The sequence below is a fragment of the Novipirellula sp. genome (assembly GCF_041583735.1).
GTDB lineage: Bacteria > Planctomycetota > Planctomycetia > Pirellulales > Pirellulaceae > Novipirellula.
The window spans coordinates 1-5,925 of sequence record NZ_JBFHFD010000548.1 but is presented as its reverse complement, the minus strand read 5'-3'; the positions used below and the strand labels follow the sequence as shown (position 1 = coordinate 5,925).

2 protein-coding genes are annotated in these 5,925 nt (G+C 54.2%); one reads left to right on the top strand and one right to left on the bottom strand.

Translation table 11 applies throughout. The features are described from left to right. Positions 1-506: 506 nt before the first annotated feature. Positions 507-2,057, bottom strand: coding sequence for an FMN-binding glutamate synthase family protein (locus ABX962_RS27945; protein ID WP_372724374.1), 1,551 nt, complete (start codon positions 2,055-2,057; stop codon positions 507-509). A 332-nt stretch (positions 2,058-2,389) separates the two neighbouring features. On the opposite strand from ABX962_RS27945, the gene dnaE reads away from it, so the two are divergent. After that, a partial coding sequence (dnaE, locus tag ABX962_RS27940; RefSeq protein WP_372724372.1) for a DNA polymerase III subunit alpha occupies positions 2,390-5,925 on the top strand: 3,536 nt, incomplete at its 3' end.

Sequence of the window (5,925 nt, the reverse complement as noted above, 5' to 3'; positions counted from 1 at the left end):
GTGGCGGTCCAATTCCCCGAAGAATACTTCTCGATCCCTTCGGTGTAAAAATGCCATCCCACCGTCAGTCGCAAAAGCACCAACATGGTCATGCCGACCAATCCTAGCAGTCTCGGAGAAAGCCCCCAGCCAACGGCCAAACGCAGCGGCAACAAAACAAGCTTTCTCACGGAAGGCAGACTCCAAACAAAGGGCAAGCAAGAACCCGTCGTGAGGATGTCCACGACAGGGATAGGTGGGTTGGTAGGGGGGGGATTCTATCAAAAACCCAGTCACGCTGGGGGCTATTATGGCAAATCGACCCTAAATCGCCAAGGATAAAGGCTGCAAAATTACAGCCGCAGCTTTTGCCCCAAATCCGATGCCAGCGATCGGGTGCCAGCGATCGGGTGCCAGCGATCGGGATCGCTGCAGCATCGATCCCCTCCCCTCCCCTCCCCTGCACCGACCCGTCCTGCACCGACCCGTCCTGCACCGACCCGTTCTGACCTTAGCGCGACCGCGAGCTACTTGACCAGTTCGGGCTTTGCGGCGTTGACCGAACGTGTTTCTTTCAGCCCGGTGGTGTCGCGAGTGTAGCCGAGCACTTCATGCAATTGAGAAAACTTGTTCACCCCGGTGCTGAACTCAATCTCTTTGCCACTAAATTGGCAAGGATGCTGATAGCCGCATGCGTAGGACAACGACAGCAATTCCTTGCGGAAGCTTTTGATAAATCTTGCCATCCGTTCCGCCTTCTCGTCCACGTTCAACCCGGCTTGTAGCCAACGGTTCTGAGTGGCGACCCCGGCGGGACAATGGTCGGTGTGGCATTTGAGCGATTGGATGCAGCCGATCGCCATCATCGATTCACGGGCAATTTGGATGGCATCACAGCCCATCGCAAACGCGATCACTGCGCGGTCGGGAAACCCCAACTTGCCACTGCCAATCCAAACGATGTCGTTGGAAATACCCGCTTCTTGGAAAATCGGGTAGACCCGTGAGAAGCCGATTTTAAATGGCAGCGAGACGTGGTCGGCGAACGCCAGCGGTGCGGCTCCGGTGCCCCCTTCGCCACCATCGATCGTGATGAAATCGGGGCCTTGGCGTCGCTCTCGCATTCGTTGAGCTAGTTCTTTCCAGAAACCACCGTTGCCAATCGCACTTTTGATGCCCACAGGAAGTCCGGTGCGATCGGCGATCATTTCGATCCAATCGATCAATTCATCGACGGTGTCGAATTCCGAGTGGGCGTTGGGAGAAATGCAATCGACACCGACCGGGACATCGCGCGCGAAGGCGATCTCGGCAGTAACCTTTTTGCCTGGCAAAATGCCACCTTTGCCCGGCTTGGCTCCTTGCGAAAGCTTGATTTCGATGCAACGGATCGAGGCGTTCTGCTCGACTTTGGCCGCGACAACATCGATCGAGAAGCGACCTTCACGGTCACGAGCCCCGAAGTATCCAGTGCCCAATTGCCACATGATGTCGGCGCCATGGCAGTGATAGGGGCTGACGCCGCCTTCGCCGGTGTTGTGAAAACAGTTTGCGTTTTTGGCCCCGATATTCATCGCCGCAACGGCCTTAGATCCCAGCGAACCAAAGGACATCGCCGAGATGTTGATCACCGATTGAGGTTGAAAGGGACGAGCTCGGCCATGGGATTCACCCATCACCTTAAGACAGGGAATGTACGTCGGGTCATCGCCAACGTGTTCCACCTTGCTCTCGGGAAACGGAAAGACCGCGTGTTTGATGATCGGGTAACCGATTCCGTAGATTTGTTCGGTGGTGCCAAAGCCAAAGTTGTTGTTTTCCCCTTTGGCCGAGGCGTAGATCCAACTCCGCTCATCTCGATTAAACGGCATCTCCTCTTTGTCGTTGGCGACCCAATATTGTCGCATCTCGGGCCCTACCGTCTCTAACCAATAGCGGATGTGACCCACGATTGGAAAGTTGTGCATGATCGTGTGCTTCTTCTGAATGAAGACGTCAAACACAAACACCAATGCCAGGAATCCGGCAAGGCAACCGAGCGAAAGCATTAGCCAGTGATTGCTCATTGCGTCAAACATGGTGGAGACCTTGCAGAGGAAAAGAAGAGCGTTTGCATCGATTCCGGTCCCGATGGTCAGGCGAATCGGTGTTTTAACCATCGTAGCATGCCCCCCGGTTCATGTTGCACTAAGGCATCGAGCCCCGGTGCCCAAAAATACGGGGGGGACGAGGAATACGAGCCGCATCGCTCGCTCAAAATGGCAACCGCTGAAAAACGGCGGAATTTCAGACTTCGTGCGTTTTGAGTGAGAAAATTCCTTTGTCAAGTCGATGACCGAAGCAGGCGGGATTGCTAGGCTAACTTAGAGCCGAGTCTTGCCCTGGCACAAAGGAAATGGAGCCCCCCACTATGAACGCATCGATCATCACCGATTTGAGCCAAGCCGCTTCGCCGCAACCGAAGCCGTTTGTCCATCTGCATTGCCATAGCCATTACAGTCTGCTCGACGGCGCCGGCGATATCGGCCGGCTCGTTGATCGCTGTGTCAGCCATGGTATGAACGCGATGGCGCTGACCGATCACGGTAACTTGCACGGTGCGTTGGAATTCTATCGCAAGGCAAAAGGGGCCGGTATCAATCCGATTATCGGTTACGAAGCTTATATCGCGCCGGGCAGTCGATTCGATAAGGGGGGCGCTAGCAGTAGTAAGGACGCCAGCTATCACTTGACACTGTTGGCAAAAAACCGCGTCGGCTTCGGAAATCTTGTCAAGCTCGCCTCGGCCGCCTCGCTCGAAGGCTTCTATTTCAAGCCGCGAATCGACAAAGAGATTCTGGAAAAGTACAGCGAGGGCCTGATTTGTTTGTCGGGGTGTGTCAGCAGTGAATTCAGCCGCGCCGTGATGAAGGGAGTCGATACCGCCGAGCATGAAAAGGAAGCACGGGAAATCGCGGGTTGGTTCCATAAAGTCTTCGATGATCGCTACTTCATCGAAATCATGAACAACGACGTGCAGATCCAAAAAATGCAATTGGAAGGTGCTGTCGATATCGCCAAGCGGATGGGGTTACCGTTGGTTGCGACAAGCGATTGTCACTACGTCGATCAAGAGGATTCTGAAGCCCAAGACATCATGTTGTGTATCAACACGGGGCGATTTCGGACCGACACGTCGCGGTTCAAGATGGAGAACGACCAGTTCTTCTTGCGCAGCCCCGATCAGATGTACGAAAAGTTCCCGGGGCTCGAGGACGCGGTCGCTCGCAGCCAAGAGATTGCCAATACCGTCGATATCGAAATCGAGTTTGGGAAACACTTCTTTCCCAATTTCGCCTGTCCCGACGACAAGCCGCCGATCGACTATTTGCGAGAACTTTGCGTGCAAGGATTGCTCGATCGCTACGCGGGCGATCCCGAGCGAATCGTCGATGGCGAGTTGTCCGAAGAAGTGATCGCGCGTTTGGATCGCGAGCTTGGCGTGATCAAGAAACTCGGTTTCCCCACCTACTTTTTGATCGTTTGGGACTTCGTTAACTACGCCCGCGACCAAGGAATTGCCGCGACTGCTCGTGGTAGCGGTGTAGGGGCGATCGTTTGTTACGCACTTTACATGTCGCACGTCTGTCCGCTGCGTTACGACTTGCTGTTTGAACGATTCTTGGATGAAAGTCGTACCGAGCCGCCTGATATCGATATCGACTTTGAAAAAGAACGTCGCACCGAGGTCATTGATTATGTGAAACGGCGTTATGGCAGTGAAATGGTTTGCCAAATCGGGACGTTCGGCACGCTGGCTGCCCGCGCGGCAATCAAAGACACCGGTCGCGCGTTGGGGATGCCGCTGGGGCGAGTGAACCAGATCACCGAAATGGTTCCCGATGAGCTGAAGATCACGATCAAGAAGTCGCTCGAAAAGAGTGCCGACTTGAAAATGACCTACGATGGCGATCCTGAAGTTCGTGAAATGTTGGATCTGGCGATGAAAATCGAAGGTTTGGCGCGAAATATCGGAACGCACGCTGCCGCGGTGGTGATCGCCGACAAACCGCTGCCCGAGTACGTGCCGCTAACGCGGGTGCCGGGCAAGCAGGACGTCATCACCCAGTGGTCGATGAACGACGTCGAAGCGTCGGGGCTACTGAAGATGGACTTCCTCGGGCTTCGCAACCTGACGATCATGAGCCGGACGGTTAAGTTGATCGAACAAACGACGGGCAAGGTCGTCGATCCGCTCAAGTTCCCGCTGGACGACAAAGCTTCGTATGCATTGCTGCAGCGCGGTGAGACCAAGGGGGTGTTCCAGCTCGAGTCGGGCGGGATTCGTGACCTGTTGACGCGGATGAAGCCTGACCAATTCAGCGACATCATCGCGACCGCCGCTCTGTATCGACCAGGACCGCTCGAAGGCGGGATGGTTGACGATTACGTGAATATCAAACACGGTCGTCAAGAGCCCGAATACAAGCACCCCGTGCTCAAAGAAATTCTTGAAGAGACCAACTCGATCATGGTCTACCAAGAACAAGTGATGCGGATTCTGAACCGACTGGGGAATGTGCCTCTCTCCAAAGCTTACACTTGTATTAAGGCGATCAGTAAGAAGAAAGAGTCCTTGATCAACCAGAACCATGATATTTTCATCGCGGGAAGTATCGAAAATGGACTGGCCGAAAAAGATGCCGAAGATATTTGGAATCTAATCGTCAAGTTTGCGGGTTACGGTTTTAATAAATCGCACAGTACCGCGTACGCGTTGATCGCATTTCAAACGGCCTACCTCAAGGCGCACTACCCCGTCGAATTTATGGCGGCATTGCTGTCAAGCGATATCTCGGGACGTAACTTTAAGCGTAAAGATGCGTTGATCGAGCACATCGAGGATTGCGAACGGATGAACATCGAGGTCGTTAACCCCGATGTGAACCAAAGTGATTCTGATTTCTCGGTTGCCGATGGGAAAATCTTCTTTGCGCTGTCCGCCATTAAGGGCTGTGGGGGGGCAACGGCAATCTCGGTAGCCGAAGAACGCAAAAAAAATGGGCCCTACAAAGATATCTATGACTTCTGTGAACGTGTCGATCAATCGGCTTGTAACAAGTCAGCGATCGAAACGTTGATCAAAGCCGGTGCCATGGATTGCTTTGGTGCCAAACGAAGCCAGTTGGTAGCGGTAATCGAACGGGCGTTGCAGTCCGGCGCTGCGATCCAAGCAGACAAAAAGAGCGGACAAGCCAGTTTGTTTGGTGCGTTTGATGACGAAGAGGAGGAGCAAGAAGCCAAGGCTTCGGCGCCCCTACCGGAGATGGACGAGTGGCCTGAGCGAGAAAAATTGATCGCCGAAAAGGAAGTCCTCGGCTACTATCTCGATAGCCATCCGTTGGCCGAGTTCGAGCCCAAACTAGCCACCTTCCGAACTCACACGACCGACAAACTCGGCGATATCAAAGATCGCGGCGAAGTCACCCTTGGCGGGATGATCAGTTCGATCAAAATTGCGCATACCAAAAATCCGAAGCCGGGCGCTCCGTCAAAGTATGCGAACTTTGACCTCGAAGACATGCAAGGGGCCATCCGCTGTATCGTGTGGCCGAAAGGATTCGCCGACATCGGGCACCATGTTGTCCCTGATGCCGTGGTTTTGGCGAAAGGCAAAGTGGATCGCCGCGGCGGCGGGGACGAGGCCAACTTGATTGTTGACGAACTGATTCCCCTAGAAGGACTCGGTCAGCGATATACCCACGGCATGCGACTGCGACTTGACGAAGCGACCCATACACCCGAAACGATGACGCGACTGCGTGAGATCTTGCGAGGCTATCCAGGCAAACAAGAAATGATGTTCAGCTTGGAACTGAACGAAGGCGAGGTCGTGCATCTGAAGAGTGAAAAGTACCGCGTCGAGATCACCGAAGAACTTCGCAGTCGCGTTGATGACTTGCTCGG

What these genes read in the sequence shown, in the direction of transcription:
- ABX962_RS27945 (WP_372724374.1), bottom strand. Translation starts at nt 2,057, where the DNA reads ATGTTTGACGCAATGAGCAATCACTGGCTAATGCTTTCGCTCGGTTGC.